General features: G+C 61.0%; 15 protein-coding genes. 3 read left to right on the top strand and 12 right to left on the bottom strand.

The window, feature by feature from the left end; genetic code table 11:
• The 10 genes from OIU37_RS26375 to OIU37_RS26330 all read right to left on the bottom strand — a co-directional run bounded on the left by OIU37_RS26375 (nt 1) and on the right by OIU37_RS26330 (nt 11,819).
• Nucleotides 1-885, bottom strand: coding sequence for a F0F1 ATP synthase subunit gamma (locus OIU37_RS26375; RefSeq protein ID WP_264259109.1), 885 nt, complete (start codon nt 883-885; stop codon nt 1-3).
• 28 nt (nt 886-913) lie between these two features.
• Nucleotides 914-2,443 (bottom strand): F0F1 ATP synthase subunit alpha, encoded by a 1,530-nt coding sequence (gene atpA, locus OIU37_RS26370; RefSeq protein ID WP_003589851.1) that lies wholly within the window; start codon nt 2,441-2,443, stop codon nt 914-916.
• Nucleotides 2,443-3,009 carry a F0F1 ATP synthase subunit delta gene (locus OIU37_RS26365; RefSeq protein WP_264259221.1) on the bottom strand — a complete coding sequence of 189 codons (567 nt, stop codon included), beginning with the start codon at nt 3,007-3,009 and terminating at the stop codon, nt 2,443-2,445. The genes atpA and OIU37_RS26365 overlap by 1 nt, the downstream gene beginning before the upstream one ends.
• Nucleotides 3,010-3,264: 255 nt before the next feature.
• Nucleotides 3,265-3,654, bottom strand: a complete 390-nt coding sequence (locus tag OIU37_RS26360; protein ID WP_264259101.1) for a DUF4345 domain-containing protein — start codon at nt 3,652-3,654, stop codon at nt 3,265-3,267.
• Nucleotides 3,655-3,732: 78 nt separating this feature from the next.
• Nucleotides 3,733-5,949: a primosomal protein N' gene (locus OIU37_RS26355; protein WP_264259099.1), complete on the bottom strand. Its 2,217-nt coding sequence runs from the start codon at nt 5,947-5,949 to the stop codon at nt 3,733-3,735.
• Nucleotides 5,950-6,055: 106 nt separating this feature from the next.
• A complete protein-coding gene (locus tag OIU37_RS26350) occupies nt 6,056-6,946 on the bottom strand; it encodes an ABC transporter ATP-binding protein (RefSeq protein WP_264259096.1) in 891 nt (296 codons plus the stop codon).
• The gene (locus OIU37_RS26345) at nt 6,943-7,977 is read right to left on the bottom strand and encodes an ABC transporter ATP-binding protein (RefSeq protein ID WP_240604059.1); all 1,035 of its coding nucleotides are present in this window, start codon (nt 7,975-7,977) and stop codon (nt 6,943-6,945) included. The genes OIU37_RS26350 and OIU37_RS26345 overlap by 4 nt, the downstream gene beginning before the upstream one ends.
• Before the next feature lie 4 nt (nt 7,978-7,981).
• Nucleotides 7,982-8,839, bottom strand: a complete 858-nt coding sequence (locus OIU37_RS26340; RefSeq protein WP_168310286.1) for an ABC transporter permease — start codon at nt 8,837-8,839, stop codon at nt 7,982-7,984.
• A gap of 6 nt (nt 8,840-8,845) precedes the next feature.
• The gene (locus OIU37_RS26335) at nt 8,846-9,850 is read right to left on the bottom strand and encodes an ABC transporter permease (RefSeq protein WP_029870994.1); all 1,005 of its coding nucleotides are present in this window, start codon (nt 9,848-9,850) and stop codon (nt 8,846-8,848) included.
• 67 nt (nt 9,851-9,917) lie between these two features.
• Complete coding sequence (locus OIU37_RS26330; protein WP_264259094.1) at nt 9,918-11,819, bottom strand: ABC transporter substrate-binding protein; 1,902 nt, start codon at nt 11,817-11,819, stop codon at nt 9,918-9,920.
• A 350-nt stretch (nt 11,820-12,169) separates the two neighbouring features.
• On the opposite strand from OIU37_RS26330, the gene OIU37_RS26325 reads away from it, so the two are divergent.
• Complete coding sequence (locus OIU37_RS26325; protein ID WP_264259093.1) at nt 12,170-13,798, top strand: beta-xylosidase; 1,629 nt, start codon at nt 12,170-12,172, stop codon at nt 13,796-13,798.
• A 55-nt stretch (nt 13,799-13,853) separates the two neighbouring features.
• Here OIU37_RS26325 and OIU37_RS26320 read toward each other — a convergent pair whose 3' ends face one another.
• Both OIU37_RS26320 and OIU37_RS26315 read right to left on the bottom strand, forming a co-directional pair.
• On the bottom strand, nt 13,854-14,525 hold the full coding sequence (locus tag OIU37_RS26320) for a GntR family transcriptional regulator (protein WP_180696457.1): 672 nt from the start codon (nt 14,523-14,525) through the stop codon (nt 13,854-13,856).
• Between the two features lie 30 nt (nt 14,526-14,555).
• The gene (locus OIU37_RS26315) at nt 14,556-15,581 is read right to left on the bottom strand and encodes a Gfo/Idh/MocA family protein (protein WP_264259092.1); all 1,026 of its coding nucleotides are present in this window, start codon (nt 15,579-15,581) and stop codon (nt 14,556-14,558) included.
• 239 nt (nt 15,582-15,820) lie between these two features.
• Between OIU37_RS26315 and OIU37_RS26310 the strand changes: the two genes are divergently transcribed.
• Nucleotides 15,821-17,533 (top strand): IlvD/Edd family dehydratase, encoded by a 1,713-nt coding sequence (locus OIU37_RS26310; protein WP_264259091.1) that lies wholly within the window; start codon nt 15,821-15,823, stop codon nt 17,531-17,533.
• Nucleotides 17,530-18,402: an amidohydrolase gene (locus tag OIU37_RS26305; RefSeq protein ID WP_264259090.1), complete on the top strand. Its 873-nt coding sequence runs from the start codon at nt 17,530-17,532 to the stop codon at nt 18,400-18,402. Before OIU37_RS26310 ends, OIU37_RS26305 begins: the two co-directional genes overlap by 4 nt.
• The last annotated feature ends 5 nt before the right edge of the window (nt 18,403-18,407 follow it).

Below are 18,407 nucleotides of genomic sequence, written 5' to 3'. Positions count from 1 at the left end.
TCAGAGCGCTTCCGCGCCCGAAATGATTTCAATGAGTTCCTTGGTGATCTGCGCCTGACGCTGGCGGTTGTAGCTCAGCGTCAGCTTGTTGATCATCTCACCGGCATTACGCGTCGCATTGTCCATAGCGCTCATCTTGGCGCCCATCTCACCTGCGACGTTCTCAAGGAGCGCGCGGAAGATCTGGACGGAGATGTTGCGCGGGATCAGATCTTCGAGGATCGATGCCGGATCCGGCTCGTATTCGTAGACGGCGCCTGCATGTACGGCATCTTCGGTCTGCCCAGCTCCCGTTGAAGCCGGGATGAGCTGCTGCGCCGTCGGAATCTGACTGATCACCGACTTGAACTCGGAATAGAACAGCGTGCAGACGTCGAACTCGCCGGCAGCATACATCTCGATGATGCGCTTGCCGATCTGGTCCGCATTCTCGAAGCCGACGCGCTTGACGTCGCGCAATTCCTTGCGCTCGATGATCAGCGACGAGAATTCGCGGCGAAGGATGTCGTGACCCTTCTTGCCGACGGTGAAGATCTTCACCGTCTTGCCTTCGGCAAGCAGCTTGCGGACATGTTCGCGTGCAAAGCGGGCGATCTGCGAGTTGAAACCGCCGCAAAGACCACGTTCGGCCGTGCAGACCACCAGCAGATGGACCTTGTCCTGGCCCGTGCCGGTCATCAGCGTCGGTGCGCCGTCGGCATCGGTGACGGCCTTGGCAATGTTCGCCAGAACCGCACCCATGCGCTGCGAATAAGGCCGGGCGGCCTCGGCCGCCTCCTGCGCACGCCGAAGCTTCGCCGCGGCGACCATTTTCATCGCCTTGGTGATCTTCTGCGTCGCCTTGACGGAGGCGATCCGGTTTTTCAGATCCTTAAGTGAAGGCATCCGTGATCCGTCCTAACTTAGGGCCTGATTACGAGAAAGACTTTGCGAAGCTATCGAGAGCAGCGGTGAGCTTGCCCTTGGTATCGTCGCTGATTGCCTTTTCCGTGCGGATCGCGTCGAGGATGGCGGAGCCTTCCGAACGCAGATATGAGAGGAAGCCCTGCTCGAACTTGCCGACCGAAGCGACCGGCAGCTTGTCGAGATAGCCGTTGACGCCTGCAAAGATCACGGCGACCTGCTCTTCCGTCTTCAGCGGCGAGAACTGCGGCTGCTTCAGGAGTTCGGTCAGGCGTGCACCACGGTTCAGCAGGCGCTGTGTCGCAGCGTCGAGGTCCGAACCGAACTGGGCGAAGGCGGCCATTTCGCGATACTGGGCGAGCTCGCCCTTGATCGAGCCGGCAACCTGCTTCATCGCCTTGATCTGTGCCGACGAACCGACGCGGGAAACCGACAGGCCGACGTTCACGGCCGGGCGGATACCCTGATAGAACAGGTCGGTTTCAAGGAAGATCTGACCGTCGGTGATTGAGATGACGTTAGTCGGAATGAAGGCCGACACGTCGTTGCCCTGCGTTTCGATGACCGGCAGAGCGGTCAGCGAACCGGCGCCCTTGTCGTCGTTCATCTTCGCAGCGCGCTCGAGCAGGCGCGAGTGCAGGTAGAAAACGTCGCCCGGATAGGCTTCGCGGCCCGGCGGGCGGCGCAGCAGCAGCGACATCTGGCGGTAGGACACGGCCTGCTTGGACAAGTCGTCGTAGCCGATCAGCGCATGCATGCCGTTGTCACGGAAATATTCGCCCATGGCGCAGCCGGCAAACGGAGCCAGGAACTGCATCGGCGCCGGATCGGAAGCGGTGGCGGCAACGATGATCGAATACTTCAGTGCACCGCGCTCTTCGAGCACCTTGACGAACTGGGCGACGGTCGAACGCTTCTGACCGACGGCGACGTAGACGCAGTAAAGCTTTTCGCCTTCCGGACCGTTGTCGTGAATGGCCTTCTGGTTGAGGAAGGCATCGAGAAGGATCGCGGTCTTGCCGGTCTGGCGGTCACCGATGACCAGCTCGCGCTGGCCGCGGCCAACCGGGATCAGCGCGTCGATGGCCTTGAGGCCGGTCGACATCGGCTCATGAACCGACTTGCGCGGAATGATGCCGGGAGCCTTGACGTCGACGCGCGAACGGCGTGTCGCGTTGATCGGGCCCTTGCCGTCGATCGGATTGCCGAGCGCGTCGACGACGCGGCCAAGCAGTTCCGGACCAACCGGAACGTCAACGATGGCGCCGGTCCGCTTGACGGTGTCGCCTTCCTTGATGTCGCGGTCGGAGCCGAAGATGACGACGCCGACATTGTCGGATTCGAGGTTCAGCGCCATGCCGCGGATGCCGCCCGGGAACTCGACCATTTCACCGGCCTGGACATTGTCCAGACCATAGACACGAGCGATACCGTCACCGACGGAGAGAACCTGGCCGACTTCCGAGACTTCTGCCTCTTTGCCGAAATTTTTAATCTGGTCTTTGAGAATTGCGGAAATTTCCGCGGCGCGGATATCCATCAGCCAACCTCTTTCAATGCGAGCTTAAGGGTAGAGAGTTTGGTACGAAGAGACGTATCAATCTGGCGGGACCCGACCTTCACGATCAGACCACCAAGAATTGACGGATCAACCGTGACGGCAATCGTCACGTCTTTGCCGGTAACGCTCTTGAGTGCCACCTTCAATTCGGTTTCCTGCGCTTGCGAAAGCGCATGTGCCGAGGTGACCTCGGCGGAGATTTCACCGCGATGGTTCGCGGCGATGATGCGGAAGGCCTTGATCATGCCCGGCAGGGCAAACAGGCGGCGGTTGCGTGCCACGACCTTCAGGAAATTGGCGAAGAAACCGCTGATGCCGGCCTTCTCGCTGATGGTGACAATCGCCTTCATCTGGTCTTCAGCGGAAAAAACCGGGCTTGCGACGAAGCGCTTCAGATCGGCGCTTTCATCCAGCATAGCCTGGAAATGGTCAAGATCGGCGGTTACGCTGTCGACGGCGCCCTGCTCGAGCGCCAGTTCGAAAAGCGACGAGGCATAGCGTTCTGCAACACCAGAAGTAAGCTGGGACGTGTCTGCCACTGGCACAAATTTCCCTGATTTCAACCCAAAATCCGGCTCTCGGCGGGCGCCGAACCTATGATCTTGAATTCGTTTTGATTTCCCCCAGAAATCACAAGAGAAGCCTCTTGCTTCTTCCGAAATTCGGGGTCCGTCTAACATAGGATGTTCGGACTCGCAACACGCGTAATGCCCGAATACGCCTTTCACATGAATTTCTGTCTGCAAAATCGCGCAATGGCCTGAAAGCAGGCCGAAGAAGCCATCTGCCGGCAGCGAGAGTCACGTCTGGGTGAAGCCGAAAACGTAGAGCAGCGGTAGCGCGGCCAAAGCGATCTGCACAACCAGGAGTAAATAGTTGACGAGATTACTCCCCTTATCGGACAGGATCGAGATGACACGGGCAAAGGCAGCCATCGCGAAGGAGGCGCCGAGCGCCATATAGATCCAGTCCTGGGCGAGCATGATCGCCGCCAGCCCGAAACCGAGATAGAAACCACCCATCGAGCGTCCCTCGCCGAAGCCTTCCGGCCGCCCCTCCTGCGCCTGCAGACCGAGAAGACGGAAAGTATGGCCCGGCGCAAACATCATGATGAAGCCGGCGAGTGCCGTGAAAGCGGCGGAGCAAAAGGCAAGCTGTTCGCCAAGCTCGGTCGGAAAGTAAAACTCCATGCATCAGCCCCAAATCACCCGGATGAATCAGTGTTTTATGGCATGGGCGGAAAAAGGAGGGAATGGCGGCGTCATCATTCAGAGAAAACTCTGCGGATCGATATCCAGCTGCACCTGCACCGATCCGCGCTCCTTGGGCGATTGCGACAGCATCGCCCGCAGGAACCCCTGCATGTCCGAGTTCCGCCTCCCGTGGACCAAAAGACGGAAGCGGTGGCGGCCGCGCACCAGCGCAAGCGGCGCTTCGGCCGGGCCGAGCACCGAGATACCCGACACCTGCGGTGCGGCGTTGCGCATGCCGCGCGCATGGTTTTCAGCATCATGGCGGGTTTCAGCCGAAACGATGATCGAGGCGAGCCTGCCGAAGGGCGGCAATAGGGCGCGTTCGCGTTCGGTGATCTCGCGCTCGTAGAAAGCGTCGGAATCGCCGGAAACAATTGCCTGCATGACAGGATGCTGCGGCTGATAGGTCTGCAGCAGCCCATGGCTCTTAAGCCCGGTGCGCCCGGCCCGGCCCGTCACCTGCGACAAAAGCTGGAAGGTGCGCTCGGCCGCGCGCGGATCGCCATTGGCAAGGCCAAGATCGGCATCGACGATGCCGACCAGCGTCATCAGCGGAAAGTTGTGGCCCTTGGCCACAAGCTGGGTGCCGATGACGATATCGGCTTCGCCCTTGGCGATCGCTTCCAGCTCCAGCCGCAGCCGCTTCACCCCGCCCATGATATCCGAGGAGAGAACGATCGTTCGCGCCTCCGGGAAATGCCGTTCCACCTCCTCGGCGATGCGCTCGACGCCTGGCCCGCAGGCGACGAGATGGTCGAGTGTGCCGCATTCCGGGCACGCCTCCGGCGTGCGCTCGGCATGTCCGCATTGATGGCATTGCAGCTGCTTGCGGAAACGATGCTCCACCAGCCAGCTCGAACATTGCGGGCATTGGAACCGGTGGCCGCAGACCCGGCAGAGCGTCAGCGGCGCATAACCGCGCCGATTGAGAAAGAGCAACGCCTGTTCGCGCTTCTCCACCGTCTTGCCGATCGCCCGGATCAGCACCGGCGACAGGAAGCCGCCCCGCTCCGGCGCGTGCCTGCGCATATCGACCAGATGCAGATCCGGCATCGCTGCATCGCCGAAACGCGTCGGCAGGTGGACGGTGCTGTAGCGCCCGCTCTGGCCGTTGACCTGGCTTTCGACCGACGGCGTCGCCGATACCAGAATGACGGGAAAATCGCCGATGCGGCCGCGCACGACAGCCATGTCACGAGCATTGTAGAAGACGCGATCCTCCTGCTTGTAAGCGGGATCGTGTTCCTCGTCGACGATGATCAGGCCGAGATCCTCGAAGGGCAGGAAGAGCGCCGAGCGGGCGCCCGCCACGACGCGCACTTCGCCGGTCACCGCCTGGCGCCAGACCTTCTCGCGCATGCGCGGCGCAAGATCGGAATGCCATTCGGCCGGCTTTGCCCCGAAGCGGTCCTGGAAGCGCTCCATGAAACTGGCCGTCAGCGCGATCTCCGGCAGCAGGATCAGCACCTGCTTGCCACGTTTCAGCGTCTCGGCAATCGCCTCGAAATAAACCTCGGTCTTGCCGGAGCCGGTCACCCCGTCGATCAGCGACACCGAAAATTCGCCCTTGCCGACATCGGAAACGATCTCTTCGGCCGCCTGCTTCTGCGGCCCTTCGAGACGTGCGGCGGCAAAATCCGGATCCGGCATCGCAACGACCGGCGGCGGCGGCAGGAATACAGTCTCGAAGATACCGAGCGTGATCAGCCCATCGACGACACTCGTCGAGACGCCCGCCGCATGCGCAAGGCCGCTGCGTGTCCATGAAAAGCCGTCGGAGGCGGTGTCAAGCACCCGGGCGCGCGCCGGCGTCATCCGCTCCGGTTCGCCGCCGACGAGCCTCAGCCCCTCCACCATCGGTTCCGGCTCGAAGGCGTTCGGCGCCCGGAGCGCCATGCGCGCGACGAGGCCGGGAGGCGAGAGCGTATAGGTCGCTACCCAGTCGATGAAATCGCGCATCTCGCTGGAGAGCGGCGGGCAGTCGAAGACATGGCTGATCGGCCGGAGCTTCTTCGGATCGACACCGTCCTCGCCGCCGTCCCAGACGACGCCGATCACCTGCCGAGGCCCGAGCGGCACCTGCACGACCGAGCCGGGCTCGACCGCCATGCCATCCGGCACCGAATAGGAATAGGGTTTCGGCGCCGGCATCGGCACCAGCACGGGAACCGTTCGGTTCGCGGGCGGTGCTTCGAAAAGCGCGCCAAAGAGATCGGACGAATCTGTGCTCATCGCGCGAGACCATGCCCGCAAATCGATCGAATTGGAACCGCAAAGAGGGAGCGACGCGTTCCGGGTCGTCGCGACGATTTAAAGGGTGAAGCTCAGAAATTGCGCTTCACCTGGCAAGGCGGTCGCCACTGCCGGAATAGGCTTCACTTGTCTCGGCATTGCGTTGCCGCAGGCGCAGGATCGCCGATGCCTCGCGCGGATTGGGCGGCAGGACAGCGTTCTTCAACGCGATCGAATAGGCGTGTTTCGGATGTTCGAGCACGTCCCTGGCATCTCCGCTCTCCACCACCACGCCCTTGCGCATGATCACCACGCGGTCGGAAATGTAATAGGCCGTCGCAAGGTCATGGGTGATGTAGACGATCGAGACGTTGAGAGCGTCACGCAGATCCCGGAAGAGATTGACGATCGACATGCGCAGCGATGCGTCGACCATCGACACCGGCTCGTCCGCCACGATCAGCTTCGGCTCGGGTATCAGCGCACGAGCGACGGCGATGCGCTGCAATTGGCCGCCTGAAAGCTCGTGCGAGAAGCGGCCTTTTATCTCCGCCATCGACAGGCCGACGCGCTGGAGGGCAACGTCGGCAAGCGCCTCTTTCTCGGCGCGGCTCTTTGCTCCCTTGAAGCGATGGGCGGTGGCCAGCAGATACTCGTCGATCCGCGTCAGCGGATTGAAAGCTTCGAACGGATTTTGAAAGACCGGCTGGACCTTGGCCATGAAAGCCTCGCGATCCCTGCGGGAACGCACCGCCTTCACATCCGTACCGTCGAAATGAATGCTGCCCCGATCGGCCTTTTCGCTGCCGAGGATCATTTTCGCCAGCGTCGATTTTCCGGAGCCGGATTCGCCGACAATCGTGAATATCTCGGGCTTGTCGGCGGTAAGCGCAAAGCTGACATCGTCGACCGCCTTCATCTTTTCGCGCGAGAAGAAACCGCCGATCGGAAAGAGCTTGGTCACATGGTCGAGTTCGAGAAGGAAATTGCTGCTCATTGGATCTGGTACTCCCCGGCACGAAAGCATGCGACCCGCCCGCCCGTCGCGCTCGGCAGCATGGCCGGCACTTCACGTGCGCATTTGTCGATCGCGATCGGACAGCGTGGATGGAAACGGCATCCCGAAGGCGGATCCGAAAGGGCCGGCGGCTTGCCCCTGAGGCTCTTTCGCGTCGAGACATCACCGATGCGCGGCAGGCTGCCGATCAGGTGGACGGTGTAGGGATGCTGGGGATTGTCGAAGATCGCCTGCGTCGGCCCCTCCTCGGCCAGCCGTCCCGCATACATGATGGCCAGCCGGTCGGTGATGGCGGCATGCACCGACATGTCGTGAGTCACGAAGATGACCGAGGACTGCATGCGGGCCTGCACTTCCTTGATCAGCGCCAGAACGTCCTGCTGCACGAGCACGTCGAGCGCCGTCGTCGGCTCGTCGGCGATGATGAATTCCGGCTCGCAGACAGTGGCGAGAGCAATCGTCAGACGCTGGCGCATGCCGCCCGAAAGCTGATGCGGAAAGGCCTCGAGCACATGCGGATCGAGATGCAGCCTGGCAAGATGCGCCTCGACGCGCGCCCGGAAGGCGGCGGGATCGAGGTTCATATGGCGGGAGGCAAAATCGGTGAAGGCGTGTTTGACCCTTCTGACCGGGTTCAGCACGTTCATCGAGCCCTGCATGATGTAGGAAAGATGACGCCAGCGTGCCGCCTTCATCTTGATTGGTTCGCCGTAGACATCGATCGGTCCGTCGGCAAAATTGAATTTCACCGTTCCGCCGACGACGCGCATCGGCGGCCGGATGGCGCCGGCCAGCGTCTTGATCAGCGATGTCTTGCCGCTCGAGGATTCGCCGGCAATGCCGTAGATCTCATTCCTGCGGATGGTCAGGCTGATATCGTCGACCGCGCGGATCTCCCGTCGCACGCCGAAATAGTCATTGACGTAATAGCATTTCAGCCCGTCGATCGTCAGTGCGTCCATGGCGTTTTCAGCAAGGGTCAAAGGCTGCGTCCTCATCAGGTTCTGCATCTCCTCAAGCTCCCATGCGGGCGAGCCGCGAACGCGGGTCGATATATTCGTTGACCGACATGGCGAGCATGAACAGGCCAAGGAATAGGATGACGACGAAGAGCATCGGAAAGGCGACCCACCACCATATGCCCGATACCATCGCGGAATGCGCATTGGCCCAGTAGATCATGCCGCCGATCGTCGGCCGGTTGATGTCGGAAAATCCGAGCACCGAGAGTGTCACCTCGAGGCCGATCGCCCAGATCATATTGTTCATCGTCGTGAAGAAGACGATCGGCATGACATAGGGCAGGTGTTCGCGGATGAGGATCTGCCGTGTGCGCATGCCCGAGAAGACCGCGTGCCGGGTGAATTCCCGCTGCCGGAGAGACAGGGCGACGGAACGGATCAGGCGGCTGTCATGCGTCCATCCGAGCAGCGCTGCGGTGATCGCCAGCATGAACCACGTCATCTGGTCGCGGAGCACGAAGACCAGAAGCAGCAGGATCGGAATGTTCGGTAGTGCGCCGAGCGTATCGTTGACCGCCATGATGATCTGGTCGGTCCGGCCACCGATATAGCCGGAGATCAGCCCGACGGCGATGGCGATGATGCGGCTGACAAAGGCGACGATGATGCCGAAGAACAGCGTATTGCGCATCGAGGCGGCGATCTGCCAGAAAACCTCCTGGCCGCGCGAGGTGGTGCCGAGCCAGAATTCGGCCGAAGGGGGCATGTCGGGCGCAACGACATAGATGGCATTCTCGTCATAGGGCGAGAAGAACGACACCACGATCAGCGCCAGGATGATAGCGATCAGGATGGTTCCGAGCAGGAACTCCTTGTTGTAGCGCAGCAGGTCTCTGAGGACTTTGAACATCACGGATTACCCCAGTTTCACGCGTGGATCGATCAGCGGATAGATGATGTCGATCACGAAGACCGCGGCGGCAACCGCGATGATGGCAATTGTGGTGACACCGAGCACCAGGCTGTAATCGCCGGAATAAATGCCGGAGATCAGAAGCTTGCCGATCCCGGGATAATTGAAGACGAACTCGACGATGACGGCGCCGCCGAAGACGTTGCCAAGACTGAGCGCCAGGCCGGTGACCTGCGGCAGCATGGCGTTGCGCGCCACATATTGCGAAAAGATGCTGCGCGAGCGCACGCCGCCAAGTTCGGCATAGACGACGTGGTCGTCGGTGACGATGTTGGAAACCAGCGAGCGCATCGAGATGAACCAGCCGCCGATGCCGACGAGCACGAGGGTCAGGGCCGGCAGGATGCCGTGTTCGATCACCGAGCTGATGAAGGCCCAGTTGAAGGCGGGCGCGAGATTGACCTGCGCACCGTCGCTGATCGGCAGGATCGGCCAGATGAAACCGAAGAGGATCACCAGGCTGAGGCCGATGATGTAGGTCGGGATCGGCTGTAGCGCCATGATGACGATGCCAGCAACCTTCAGCAGCTTGCTGCTGCGGAAATAGCCGGCAAGCGCGCCGAGAAAATTGCCGATGATCCAGGAAATGATCGTTGCGAGCGTCAGAAGCCCGACCGTCCAGGGGAGCGCCCGGCCGATAACGGTCATGACGGGGGTCGGGAAAGAGGAGAGAGACGGGCCGAAATCGCCGGTCAGGACGCGGCCCCAGAAGGTGAAATACTGGTCCAGCAGTGGTCCGCCGGTGCCGTAAAGCTCACGCAGCGATTCGCGAAGGATTTCGACGGCCTGTGGATCGGTGGAACCGAAGCTCGTCAACAGCGATACGGTCTGCTCGATCGGATCGACCGGCGAAAAATGCGCGATCAGGAAGGCCAGCGTGATGCCGGTGAAGACCACGAAGAGAAATTGCAGAAAGCGTTTTGCCGCATAGATCAGAAAGCCGTTCATGACATCGACCCTTCAATAGCAGAACGGAAACAGCCGGCGGCCGGCTGTTTCCTTTGTTGTGCCTCGATCAAGGCTTCGGCGCATCCGGATTGGCCTTTAGCCCGACCACCATGTAGCGGATGTTCGACCAATTCGGACCCGAGGCCGAATAGGGGTTGTCCGCACTCGGATAGTTGGTCCAATAGGTCGTATCGAGCGGCGCGAACTTGTTGTAGGCCATCAGCGGGATCATCGGCATTTCCTCGACGGCAAGCTTCAGGAAGTCCTGGCCTAGCTTGGCGACATCCGGCGAATCGAAGGCGATCGATCGGTTCTTCTCGATCAGCTGATCGAGACGCGGATCCTGCCAGCGCTGCAGATTGCGCGGCGGCTGGATCTGCCCGACCGGCTTGATGAACTCCGAATGATAGCTGTCGAGGAAGAAGGAGAGGTCGGGATGACCGCCCCAGGTCTCGATGCTCCAGTAGATCGCGGTCTCGAAATCGCCGGTGCTGAGGCGCTGGCCATTGGTCGGGCCGGCGACATCGACCTTGGTGGCGATGCCGGCTTGCGACCATTGCTGGGCAATCACCGTGCCGGCGCGGGCAAGCGTTGGGATGGCATCGCCTTCCACCTGCAGGCGGATCGTAAAGGGCGTGCCGTCAGGCTTCACCCACTGGCGGCCGCTTTTCTTGAAGCCTGCCTTCTGCAGCAGCTCGGTCGCAGCCTCAACGTCCTTCTTCCACCAGCCGAAGCCGAATGTACGCTGCAGCTTGGCCGGATCGGTCGGGATCTGATCGGCCCATTGGCTACGCACCATATTGGCGATCTGCGCCGAGATATTCGGATCGTAGGGCTTGATCTTGCGGGAACCGGTGTCGAGTTCGAAATTCGTCAGCCAGTCCTGCATCGGTGCGTAATAATCGTCCGGGGCAGAACCCGTCGGCGGCGTAGCAAGGGCGGCGATATTGGCCGCGCCGCGATAGGAGCCAAGCGCCACTTCGCGGATGTCGATCAGCAGAGCGAGAGCCCAGCGCACGTCCTTATTGTCGAAGGGAGCCTTCTTCGTATTGAAGAGAACGGAAGGCAGCGTCGGGTCCGGATGCGCGAAAGGAAAGCCCTTCAGCCAGGAAGCCGTGCTCTTGCTGTCGCGCATGATCGAGAACATGCCCTCGGGCGCCATGTCGTTGATGACGTCGAGATTGTGGTTGCGCTGCTCGATGACGCGGGCCTCCGGATTGCCGGCCGCACGATAGACGACGTATTTGACCTCGGGCGGCTGTGCCGCAGCCAGGCCGATCGACGTGCGCTGCCAGTCGTCGCGCAGCTTCCAGATCGTCCAGTTGCCGCCCTTGTCATAGCTCTGCAGCTGGTAGGGCCCGAGCGAAACCGGCGGATTATTGTTGAAGGACAGCGGATCTGCGGCTTTCTCGAAGACGTGCTTCGGCATGATCCAGGCCGCATTCCAGCGCACGGTGAAAAGGGTGTGGAAGCGCGAGTTCGGTTTCTTCAGATGGAAGACGACCGTCTGCGGATCCGGATTTTCCATGCTCGCGACATTGACGGTGAAGGGCGCGCTCCAGGCCATGCCGGGATGGTCGATCTGCGTCTGCACGGTATAGACCACGTCATCGCTGGTGAATTCGACGCCGTCGCTCCAGAAGATGCCCTTGCGCAATTTCACCGTCATCTCGGTGAAATCGGCGTTGTAGCTCGGCGGCTCGCTGGCCAGCGCATTCTGCCAGGCATCCTTGCCGCCTTCGGGATTGATGAACCACAGCGTATCGGTAGTCAGCTGCTGCAGGCCGTTGATGTTTGCCGCCGCCCCGCCGCCCGGAGCCCAGAGGTTGAACCAGTCGGCATTCTGCTGCGGCGTACCCTGGATGATCAGCGTTTCGTTGCGCGGTATGCCGGCAATGAAATCCTGCGCAAATGCCGGAAGGGCCATGAGCGACAATAAGGCAATGGCTGCATATTTACGGAACTTCATCGGATGTTCCTCCTCCTTAACTCGCCACGGCGAGCGCTTCCCGTAATCAATTGACGATGGCGTCCAGCGAACCCCTGCCTGCGCGTGCCGCAGGGCACATGCACTCCTCGGCGGCGGGAGAACTCACGCCATAGTTATCGACAATTTTTTGAGAAACGGCAACTGATAATTTGACAGGCTATAAAAAATTGCGCATTTTCAGGCAGTTTTGGCGCATGGCAGTGATGCGCTTTTTTATATTATTGACAAAGTGAGCGTTTGGCTTAGCTTTTGCGGCGAGCGCGGCGCCCTCCCAAGAGGCCGTACTTCATCACCAGACAGGTCAGCTGCTTTCGGGAGGAGGCTTTGGCATGACCGTTCAAGAGGACACCAGGATGAGCAGCCCCTATGACGTGACAATTTCCGTTCACGCCAACCGGCCGACCGGCAAATACGAACCCTTATGGAACTGGTTCGGATACGACGAGCCGAACTACACTTACTCCCCGCACGGCAGGAAGCTGCTCAAGGAACTGACGGAGCTCAGCCCCGAGCCGCCCCGCATCCGCGCGCACAATCTTCTGACCAGCGGCGATGGCCTGCCTGCCCTCAAATGGGGTTCGACCAATGCCTATACCGAGGATGCGAACGGCAATCCTGTTTATGATTGGACGGTCATCGACAAGATCTTCGACACCTATGTCGAAGCCGGCAACATCCCGCTCATCCAGATCGGCTTCACGCCCGAAGCGCTCTCCGATTTCGACGGTCCTTATCGCCACCAATGGGAGCCGGCCGACAAATACGCAACGATCACCACCGGCTGGACGGCCCCGCCAAACGACCTGAAGAAATGGGGCGACCTGATCGAAGCATGGGCGCGCCATCTTGCCGAAAGATATGGCGAAGACGTTGTTTCCAGCTGGCCGTGGGAAGTCTGGAACGAGCCGGACGGTCACTATTGGACCGGCACCATCCCGCAGTTTTGCGAAATGTATGACGTCAGCGCCAAGGCCTTGAAACGCGCGCTTCCGAAGGCCCGCGTCGGCGGGCCGCACACCTGCGGCGCCTTTGCCAACGAAAAAGCCCAGACCTTTCTGCGCGCCTTCCTCAAGCATGTGGTCGACAACAAGTCGCCGATCGATTTCCTCGCCTTCCACGCCAAGGGCAACCCTGTGATCTACGAGGGTCACGTCCGGATGGGCTTGCACAAGCAGCTCCGCGACATCGAGACGAACCTTGCCGTCATCAACGAGTTTCCGGAACTCCGGCACCTGCCCGTGGTGATCGGCGAATCCGATCCGGAAGGCTGTGCGGCCTGCTCCGCACGCGTTCATCCCCAGAACGGCTATCGCAACGGCCCGCTCTACGGCGTCTATGTCGTCGAAAGCATGATCCGCACCTATGAGCTTGCACGACGCGCCAACATCCACATCGAAGGCGCGGTCACCTGGGCCTTCCTCTTCGACGATCAGCCCTATTTCGACGGCTTCCGCGATCTTGCAACCAATGGCGTCGACAAGGCTGTCCTCAACGGCTTCCGCATGCTTGGCAAACTCGGCGGCGACTGGCTGGAATCGGAAAGCGATTATCGCCGTGATATCGAAGATATCATGAGCCATGGCGTTCGCGGCAAGCCCGATGTCAATGTCGTGGCGACCCGCGACGACAAGGGCGTTTCCATTCTCCTCTGGCATTATCACGACGATGATGAAGCCGGGCCGACCGCCAATATCACGGTCAATCTCGACGGCTGGGGCGACAAGTCCGCCTCGCTCAAGCATTTCAGGATGGACGAGGAGCATTCCAACGCCTTTGGCGTCTGGAAGGCGATGGGCAAGCCGCAGAATCCGGCCGGCGAAGACTATGCCAGACTGGAAGCCTCGGGAAAGCTCGCCGAGATCGACGGTGAGGCGTCGGTCAAGGTCGATGACGGCAGGATCGCCCTCAAGGTCTCCCTACCGCGTCAGGGCGTGTCTCTCCTGCGCCTTGATTGGTGAGCCGTTAGGCGAAGGGAGCGCGATCGAAAGTCTGCGCTCCCTTTCAAACGACCGGTCAATTCTCGCTGACATAGGCAAGATAGCGTTTCTTGCTCGGCTGCAGATGGTCGACGCAGAGCTGGGCGAGAACCCAGTTATCTTCACCGCGCAGCATCTCGATCATCATCCGGTGATGTTCGTGCGAGATGCGTAGCGACTCCTTGCTCGACATCGAATTGGCGCGCACCGGCAGGCTGAGCCGCATATAGAGCTCGATCGATTGCACCAGATGGGCATTACCGCAGGCGCCGAAGAGCGTCAGGTGAAATTTGTCGTTGGCCTCGTGCACACCCCTGAGATAGCCGGATTCGACGTGGCGGCCATGCTCCTCGTGCAGCGCCAGCAGCTCCGCGATCAATGCCTCTGGCGCCGGCAGCTTTATCCACAGCGCTGCCTGCCGTTGCAGCAACTCACGCACATCGTAGATTTCCTGAACCTGGCGAGCAGTCAGCGAACGGACCGTCGCCCCCTTGTTGCGCTCCCGAACAACGATGCCCATCGTCTCGAGCTGCACGATCGCCTGCCGGGCGAAATGGCGCGTGACATGAAAGCGGGCAAGGAGCGTGTCTTCGGTCAGGCGGGTTCCGGGCGCAAGCCGCCCGAAAATAATGTCCTCCTCCAACGCGCGGGCAATGCTTAGATCATCATGCTCGATGCCCTCTTCGCGGCTTTCGTTGAGCGTCTGCAATGTCATCTCCTCTGACGGCGGCGGGCCATGTTACAGTGGATCGCGTTCCGGGTCGAACCGGCTCAGGCGATAGATATCCTCGACAAGCGCAAGCGTCTTGATGTTATCGCCCGGCGATGTCTCCATCGCGACCTTTCCATCGAGGCTGTCGAGGAAATGCGCAATGGTCGCGTCATAGGCGCCCTGGTAGATCTCGTCGGGATCGAAGCTTTCCCGGCGCTGCTGCGCACCCTCAGCCGAGAGCAGATTGCCGTTAAGTTCGAGCGTGCCGCGCGCCCCGAAGATGCGCAGGTGATCGCGCGGCGTCGGCGGCGCGCCATGCGCGGCGAGATTGGCATTGATGGTGACGAGAACCCCGTCGCTCGTCCGGCGCAGGACGACGCTTGCGACATCCTCCGCGACGATATCACGATTGCTCCTCTCAAGCCGTGCACTAACCACCTGCATCTCGCCCAGAAGATATCTCAGCGTATCGAGATGATGGATCATGACTTCCATGACCAGCAGCCGCTCCTGCGTCCGGAAGAACGGCTGGCGTATCAGCGCCGGCCTTCTTCCCTCCGCATCCGCGATCATGCCGCTGGACAGGAATTCGAACTGCACCTGGCGGATCTCGCCGGCAAGCCCCCCGTCGAGCCACGCCTTCAGCCGCCGATAATAAGCGCGGAATCTCCAGTTCTCGTGGATCATCAGCCGGCCCCTGCCGGAAAGGCTTGCCAGCAGGTCGACCGCCTCGTCGTAGGAGGGTGCGAGCGGCTTCTGGCAGATGATGTCGAGGTCCTTTGCTGCCGCCAGCCGGACCAGTTCGACATGGAATTCCCGCGGCGCGCAGATATCAACGGCATCGAGCTGCTCAGCATCCAGCATCGCCTGCACGCTCGTATAGATGCGCGCGATATCGAAGGCGGCAAGCCGGGCTTCGATGGCGCTCGGCGACGGGTCGGCAATCGCTACGACCTCGGCTCTTTCCGATTGCCGCATCCATGCCGGCAGATGGTAGGCACTGACCCAGCCGGCACCGACAATGCCGATACGCCGTCGTTCCGTTCCCATCATCGCGCTTCCTCTGTATTCAATCCCATTTTATCAATAATCTATCCTGCTTCTTCGCAAAAGCCAATCGGTTGATTGATAATCGAAAGCACGAATTTCGAGATTCCCGTTGTATTTTATGGTGATTGCCGACGAAATCCAAAAATACGATACAGTGGCGCCATCTTATTTATTGACAATCCTTCGTATCCCTCTACCCTGACGCCACGGCCATGGATCAATTTGGCGAGGGAGGAACAGGTTTGTCGAACGGTCTTCGCCGCAAGCTGACGAGTTATGGCGATCAGGGATTCTCCCTTTTCCTGCGCAAAGCATTCATCAAGGCCATGGGTTATTCGGACGATGCGCTCGACCGTCCAATCGTCGGCATCGCCAATACCTACAGTGATTTCAATCCTTGTCACGGCAATGTGCCGCAACTCATCGAGGCAACCAAGCGCGGCGTGATGCTGGCCGGTGCGATGCCCATGGTATTTCCGACGATCTCGATCCACGAGAGCTTTGCCTCGCCGACCTCGATGTATCTGCGCAACTTGATGGCGATGGAAACGGAAGAGATGATCCGCGCCCAGCCAATGGATGCCGTCGTCCTGATCGGCGGCTGCGACAAGACCCTGCCGGCCCAGATCATGGCGGCCGCCAGCAGCGAGATACCGGCGATCTTCCTGCCGACCGGGCCGATGGCCGTCGGCCACCACAAGGGCGAACGGCTTGGCGCCTGCACGGATTGCCGCCGTTTCTGGGGACGCTTCCGCGCCGGAGAGATCGACGAGGCCGAGATCGCCGAGGTCAACAACAAGCTGGCCAGCTCGATCGGCACCTGCACGGTGATGGGCACGGCGAGCACCATGGCGAACCTGACCGAAGTCATGGGTCTCTGCCTCCCTCGCGCCGGTTCGGCGCCCGCCGTCGAATCCGAACGGGTTCGCCTTGCCGAGGAGACAGGCCGTGTCGCCGCACGTCTCGCCATGGATGAGGCTGCCCCAACGGTGCGCGATATCCTGACGCCGCAAGCAATCCGCAACGGTCTCGTCGCGCTGCAGGCGATGGGCGGCTCGACCAACGCCGTCGTCCATCTTGCCGCAATCACCGGCCGCCTCGGCCTGCGTCTCGACATGGCCGAACTCGACCGGCTGGGCCGAAGCATTCCACTGCTCGTCGACCTGCAGCCCTCCGGCCAGCATTATATGGAGCAGTTCCACGAGGCGGGCGGCGTCCCGGCTCTGTTGAAGGCGGTGCGCCATGAAGTCGACGGCAGCGCCCCGACGGTCTACGGCAGAACGATCGGCGAAATCATCGACGATGTCGTCGACGAGCCGGGCCAGACCATCATCCTCACCGTCGAGAAACCGTTGAAGCCGATCGGGACGATCGCCGTCCTGCAAGGCAATCTTGCGCCGCGCGGCGCTGTCATCAAACAATCGGCTGCCTCCAAGGATCTGCTGCAGCATATCGGACGCGCCGTCGTCTTCGATTCGGTCGAGGATATGACGCTGCGCATCGACCGCGACGATCTCGACGTCCATGCCGATGACGTTCTGGTTCTGCGCAATGCCGGACCAAAGGGCGCGCCCGGAATGCCGGAAGCCGGCTATCTACCCATCCCCCGCAGGCTCGCGCGGCAGGGCGTAAAGGACATGGTGCGGATTTCCGATGCCCGCATGAGCGGCACGGCCTTCGGCACGATCATCCTGCATATCGCGCCTGAAGCCGCCGATGGCGGCCCTCTGGCGATCGTCCGCACCGGCGATCGCATTCGCCTCGACGTCGAGGGCCGGCGTATCGATCTCGATATCGACCAGGCGGAATTCGATCGCCGCATGCTTGAAGTCGTCAACCGGCCTTCCCCTGCCCCGTCGCGCGGCTATGCGAAGCTCTATCAGGAGCGCGTGCTCCAGGCTGACGAAGGTGCCGACTTCGATTTCCTGCAAAGCGAGGAGCTCGACGCGCGATGAGCGCCGCTGATTTGGAGGCGCCGCTTTGCCTGCCCCGCCGGCCGCTGACGCGGCTGCCCCGGGCGGCACTGCCGCGAGGCACGGTCGATACGCATTTCCACGTCTTTCGAGCCGGCGCTCCGCTCAACACCCCACGCAGCTACACGCCTGACATCGCGACGATTTCCGACTGGATCGAATTCTCCGGCAGCCTTGGCATCGCCAGGGGCGTATTGGTGCAGCCAAGCGTCTATGGCCTCGACAACAGGGTGCTGCTCGATGCGCTTGCCGCCTATCCAGATCGTCTGCGCGGCATCGTCGTCATCGACCCCGAAACCGCCAAGACCGAGATAGAGCAGCTTGACCGGCTCGGCGTGCGCGGCGTGCGGATCAATACGCGCAACAAGGGCGGCCTCCCGCTCGCCGCCGCCAGGACACTGGCGCAAAGCATTGCCCCTCTCGGCTGGTCGCTGCAGTTGCAGATCAATCCCGAACAACTTTCCGATATTGCAACAACGCTGTCCGGCACCCGCCTGCCCATCGTCATCGATCATCTCGGCTTCATTCCGCTTGCCAGAGAAACGAGATCATTGCATGTCGATGCGCTGAAAAGACTGATGGACAGAGCCGAGGCCTACGTCAAAGTAACCGCGCCCTATCGTCTGACGAAGGATGTGAATTACGACGGTTTCACCGAGGTCGCCTGCGCTCTTGCCGCCAGCCATGCGGAAAGGTTGCTCTGGGGCAGCGATTGGCCGCACACCGAATTGTGGGACGGCATGCCCGATGACGCTGAGCTGGTAGAAACCATGCTGGCCGCCATCGACGACCCCGCGATTGCTGAAAAGATTTTTGTTCGAAATGCCGAAGCGCTGTTCTTCGGCCGCTGAATTGG

It is taken from the genome of Rhizobium sp. BT-226, from assembly GCF_025847085.2.
GTDB lineage: Bacteria > Pseudomonadota > Alphaproteobacteria > Rhizobiales > Rhizobiaceae > Rhizobium > Rhizobium sophorae.
Note: the sequence above shows the minus strand (reverse complement) of the source record. Positions and strands in the feature narration are given on the sequence as shown.